The sequence below is a fragment of the Caulobacter sp. P1_B12_2 genome (assembly GCF_056406675.1).
In genome coordinates this window covers 1-4,709 of sequence record NZ_JBFTZS010000369.1, presented here as the reverse complement: position 1 = coordinate 4,709, position 4,709 = coordinate 1, and the positions used below count along the sequence as shown (strand labels likewise).

5 protein-coding genes are annotated in these 4,709 nt (G+C 69.3%); 2 read left to right on the top strand and 3 right to left on the bottom strand.

The window, feature by feature from the left end; genetic code table 11:
* Positions 1-490 (top strand): response regulator (locus AC1DZ6_RS19295; protein ID WP_477098759.1); only part of this gene is annotated, 490 nt, incomplete at its 5' end.
* Positions 491-519: 29 nt separating this feature from the next.
* On the opposite strand, the gene paoC is transcribed toward AC1DZ6_RS19295, so the two are convergent.
* From paoC to paoA, 3 genes are read right to left on the bottom strand one after another with little or no spacing between them, the layout of a single operon-like run.
* Positions 520-2,718 carry an aldehyde oxidoreductase molybdenum-binding subunit PaoC gene (gene paoC / locus AC1DZ6_RS19290; RefSeq protein ID WP_477098758.1) on the bottom strand — a complete coding sequence of 733 codons (2,199 nt, stop codon included), beginning with the start codon at positions 2,716-2,718 and terminating at the stop codon, positions 520-522.
* A 4-nt stretch (positions 2,719-2,722) separates the two neighbouring features.
* On the bottom strand, positions 2,723-3,673 hold the full coding sequence (locus AC1DZ6_RS19285; RefSeq protein ID WP_477098757.1) for an FAD binding domain-containing protein: 951 nt from the start codon (positions 3,671-3,673) through the stop codon (positions 2,723-2,725).
* Complete coding sequence (gene paoA, locus AC1DZ6_RS19280; protein WP_477098756.1) at positions 3,670-4,311, bottom strand: aldehyde dehydrogenase iron-sulfur subunit PaoA; 642 nt, start codon at positions 4,309-4,311, stop codon at positions 3,670-3,672. Before paoA ends, AC1DZ6_RS19285 begins: the two co-directional genes overlap by 4 nt.
* 278 nt (positions 4,312-4,589) lie before the next feature.
* Between paoA and AC1DZ6_RS19275 the strand changes: the two genes are divergently transcribed.
* Positions 4,590-4,709 (top strand): lycopene cyclase family protein (locus AC1DZ6_RS19275; RefSeq protein WP_477098760.1); only part of this gene is annotated, 120 nt, incomplete at its 3' end.

The window sequence follows — 4,709 nt, the reverse complement described above, 5'->3', positions numbered from 1 at the left end:
GTTCTGGGTCGCGGTGTCGGCCGAGGTCCTCGCCCCGGCCGCGGCCGAACCCTCCGCCCCCGCCGAACTCGAGCCGGCCCGTCCGGCCCGCGTGCTGCTGGTCGACGACCACCCGATGAACCGCGAACTGGGCCACGCCCTGCTGACCCTGGCCGGATGCGACGTCGCCACCGCCGAGGACGGCGCACAGGCCGTGGAGGCCGCCCGCCTCGGCGGCTTCGACCTGATCCTGATGGACGTCCACATGCCCGGCATGGACGGCCTGGCCGCCGCCCGCGCCATCCGCGCCCTGCCCGGCCCGCAAGCCGCCGTCCCCATCGTCGCCCTCACCGCCGACGTCCTGCCGGAACAGATCGCCCGCTGCCGCGCGGCCGGAATGGACGACCACGTGGCCAAGCCGATCCGGCGGGAGGAGCTGGTGGCGGCCGTTTCGCGCGCCTTGGGGATTGAAAGGCAAGCGGAAAGCCAAGCGTCGGCCGGCGCGGCCTGAGCGCATCGGCTGTTACCGGCTTTTGCCGCTCAAGCGATCTCGGGAAGCTTGTCGAGCAACTTGTCGAGCGTGACGGGATAGTCGCGCACGCGAACGCCGGTCGCGTTGTGGATCGCGTTCGCCACGGCGGCGGCGACGCCGCAGATTCCCAGCTCCCCGACGCCCTTGGCCTTCATGGGCGACGACATCGGATCGGTCTCGTCCAGGAAGATCACCTCCTGGTGCGGGATGTCGGCGTGGACGGGAACCTCGTAGCCGGCCAAGTCGTGATTGACGAAGAAGCCRATGCGCTTGTCGACCACCAGTTCCTCCATCAACGCCGCGCCCGCCCCCATGGTCATGGCCCCGATGACCTGACTGCGGGCCGACTTCGGGTTGAGGATCCGGCCGGCGGCGCAGACCGCCAGCATCCGGCGCACCCGGATCTCGGCCGTAAAGGAGTCGACGCCGACCTCGACGAAGTGCCCGCCGAAGGTCGACTGCTGGTGGGTCTTGGCCAGGTCGCCGTATTCCATGAAATCCTCGGCGACCACGGGGCCGCCGGCCGCCGCCTGAGACAGCGGCAGGCTCTGGTTGCCGACCTTCACCCGGCCATCGGAGAATTCGGCCGTGGCGGGATCGAGGCCCAGCTTGGTCGCCACCGTCTCGCGCAACTTCATGCAAGCCGCATAGACGCCGGCCGTGGAACTGTTGGCGCCCCACTGGCCGCCGGAGCCGGCCGAGACCGGGAAGGCGGAGTCGCCCAGCCTGACCTCAACCCGATGCAGCGGCACGCCCATCATCTCGGCCGCGGTCTGGGCGATGATCGTATAGGTGCCGGTGCCGATGTCGGTCATGTCGGTCTCGACGACGATCTGGCCCGAGCTTTCCAGTCGCACGCGGGCGGCGGACTTCATCACCAGATTGTTGCGGAAGGCCGCCGCGACGCCCATGCCGACCAGCCAGCGACCGTCGCGAACCTGCCCCGGGCGGGGATTTCGCCTGGCCCAGCCGAACTTGTCGGCGCCGGTGCGCAGGCACTCGACCAGCCGCCGCTGCGAGAAGGGTCGGCCCGGCTTTTCCGGATCCACCTGGGTGTCGTTGAGAACGCGGAACGCGACCGGGTCGAGGTTCAGCTTCTCGGCCATTTCGTCGATGGCGATTTCCAGGGCCATCAACCCCGGCGCCTCGCCGGGCGCGCGCATGGCGTTGCCCTCGGGAAGATCCAGGGTGGCCAGGCGCATCCGGGTCATGCGGTTTTCACCCGCATAGAGCAGGCGGGTCTGCTGGACGGCCGTCTCGAGACCACCGCCGGGCAGGTCGCCCGACCAGCTCTCGTGACCGATGGCGGTGATCTTGCCCTCCCGGGTCGCGCCCAGGCGGATACGCTGGATGGTGGCCGGCCGGTGGGTGGTGTTGTTGAACATCAGCGGGCGGGACAAGGCCACCTTCACCGGACGTCCCGCCGCCTTGGCGCCCAGGGCGGCCAGGATCGCGTCGGCGCGGACGAACAGCTTGCCGCCGAAGCCGCCGCCGATGAACGGCGAGACCAGGCGGACGTTTTCCTTCTTCAAGCCCAGCGTCTTGGCCACGTCGCCCGCGCCCCAGGCGATCATTTGGTTGGACGTCCAGACGGTGAGCTTGTCGCCCTTCCAGGCCGCGATCGACGCGTGAGGCTCCATCATGGCGTGGGCGTGATCGGGTGTGGTGTAGGTCTCGTCCAGCTTGACCGGCGCGGCCTCGAAGGCGGCGGCGAAGTCGCCGACGGCGGTGTCGGGATTGTCCTTCTCGGGCTTGGTCGCCGCGTCCTTGGCCGAGGCCAGGTCGAAGGTTCCCTTGGCGCGGGCGTAGTCGACCTTGATCAAGGCGGAGGCGGCGCGGGCCTGCTCGAAGCTCTCCGCGACCACCACGGCGACGGCCTGGTGGTAGTGCTGGATCTCGGGTCCGCCCAGCAGGTTGGCGGTGTTGAAATCGCCCTTGGTCAGCTTGCCGGCGTTCTGGGCGGTGACGATCGCCAGCACGCCGGGGGCGGCCTTCGCGCGACTGACGTCCATCGCGGCGATCCGCCCCTTGGCCACGGCCGCGCCCAGCACATAGCCGTAGGCGATGTCGGGAAGCGAGTCGTGGCGTTCGTAGGCGTAGGGCGCCGTGCCCGTGGTCTTCAGCGGGCCGTCGATGCGGTCGGTCGGCTTGCCGATGATCTTGAGCTGGTCGATCGGATTGGTGGTGGCGGGGGTGTCGAACTTCATCGGATCAGCCTCGGGCCTGAGCCATCGCCGCGCCCAGGGCGCGCTCGACCAAGGTCAGCTTGAAAGCGTTCTGGGAGGTGGTCTTGGCGCCGGCGAGCAGGGCCTCGCTGACCGTGGCCGCGGCCCGCGGCATGGCGGCCTCCGCGGCCTCGACCCGCCAGGGCTTGTGCGCCACGCCGCCCAGGGCGACGCGGCCCGAGCCGTCCTTGTGGATGATCGTCGCCACCGAAACCAGGGCGAAGGCGTAGGAGGCCCGGTCGCGGACCTTGTGATAGGCGTGCTGGCCGCCGATCGGCCTCGGCAGGGTGACGGCGGTGATCAGCTCGCCCGGCGCCAACGCTGTTTCCAGATGCGGCGTGGCGCCCGGCAGGCGATGGAATTCGGCGATCGGGATGGCGCGCGTCACGCCGTCGGGACGAACGGTTTCAACATTGGCGTCGAGGATGCGCAGGGCCACGGCCATGTCGCTGGGATGGGTGGCGATGCAGGCCTCGCTGGTCCCCAGCACCCCCAGCGACCGGGTGAAGCCGCCGATCGCCGAGCAGCCCGCGCCGGGGCGGCGTTTATTGCAGGGCATGTTGGTGTCGTAGAAATAGGGGCAGCGCGTCCGCTGCAACAGATTGCCGGCGGTGGTGGCCTTGTTGCGCAGCTGGCCCGAAGCCCCGGCCAGCAAGGCGCGCGACAGCACGCCGTAGTCCTTGCGCACCCGCTTGTCGGACGCGAGATCGGCGTTGCGCACCAGGGCGCCGATGCGCAGTCCCCCATCCTTGGTCCCCTCGACCTTGTCGAGCTTCAGGCCGTTGACGTCGATCAGCCGGCGAGGCGTCTCGATCTCCAGCTTCATCAGATCGAGAAGGTTGGTGCCGCCGGCGATGAAGCGGGCGGTCGGGTCGCCGGCGGCGGCCGCGGCGGCTTCGGCCGGCGTGCGCGCGCGCTCATAGGTGAACGCCTTCATGCCTCTTCTCCCATCACCAGGCCGCCCGCGACTTCGGSGATGGCCTCGACGATGTTCGAATAGGCCCCGCAGCGACAGATGTTGCCGCTCATCCTTTCGCGCACCTCGGCGGCGGTGACGCGCGGCGCGGCGGTGAGATCGGCGGTCACGTGGCTGGGCACGCCGGCCTTGATCTCGTCCAGCATCGCCTTGGCCGAACAGATCTGACCGGGGGTGCAATAGCCGCACTGGTAGCCGTCGTGCTTGACGAAGGCCGCCTGCAGCGGATGCAGCTTTCCGGGGGTTCCCAGACCCTCGATCGTGGTGATCTTGCCGCCCTCGTGCATCACCGCCAGCGTCAGGCACGAATTGATCCGCCGGCCGTCGACGATGACCGTGCAGGCGCCGCACTGACCGTGGTCGCAACCCTTCTTGGTGCCCGTCAGTTTCAGGTGTTCGCGCAGGGCGTCGAGCAGGGTCGTTCGCGTGTCCAGGTCGAGGGCGTGCTTCTGGCCGTTCACCTCGAACGCCACCTTGGCGGTGAACGTGTCCGAACCCACGGCCTGCGCCGTCGCCGGCGCGCCGGAAATCGTGGCGGCCGCCGCGCCCGCGGCCATCAGGTCGCGCCGCGACAAGGCGCAGTCATCAAGATCGGGCATCCCATTCTCCAAGTCTCCGAGCGCGCCGCAAATGTTAAGCGGCGGAGCGCCCAGGTGGTTGCGACGCGCGCCGCCTGGCGACGTTAGGGGAGATCGGCTCATCCGATTAGAGGGACTTCACGACATGCCCTCATGCAGGAAATTCAGCAATCGGCCGGCTGGGGTCCACTTTTCCGGTCTGGGCGGGCGTACGGGACAGCGCCCCCTTGCCCCCCGCTCAAACCCGCGCCACTCTCTGCCTTAACAACGATAACAAACCAGGGAGGCGACGTCGGGCCATGGCCAGCACGCGCTACGACTACGTCATCATCGGCGCCGGCTCGGCCGGCTGCGTCCTGGCCGCGCGGCTGACCGAGGATCCCAACATCAAGGTCCTGCTGCTGGAAGCCGGCGGGAAG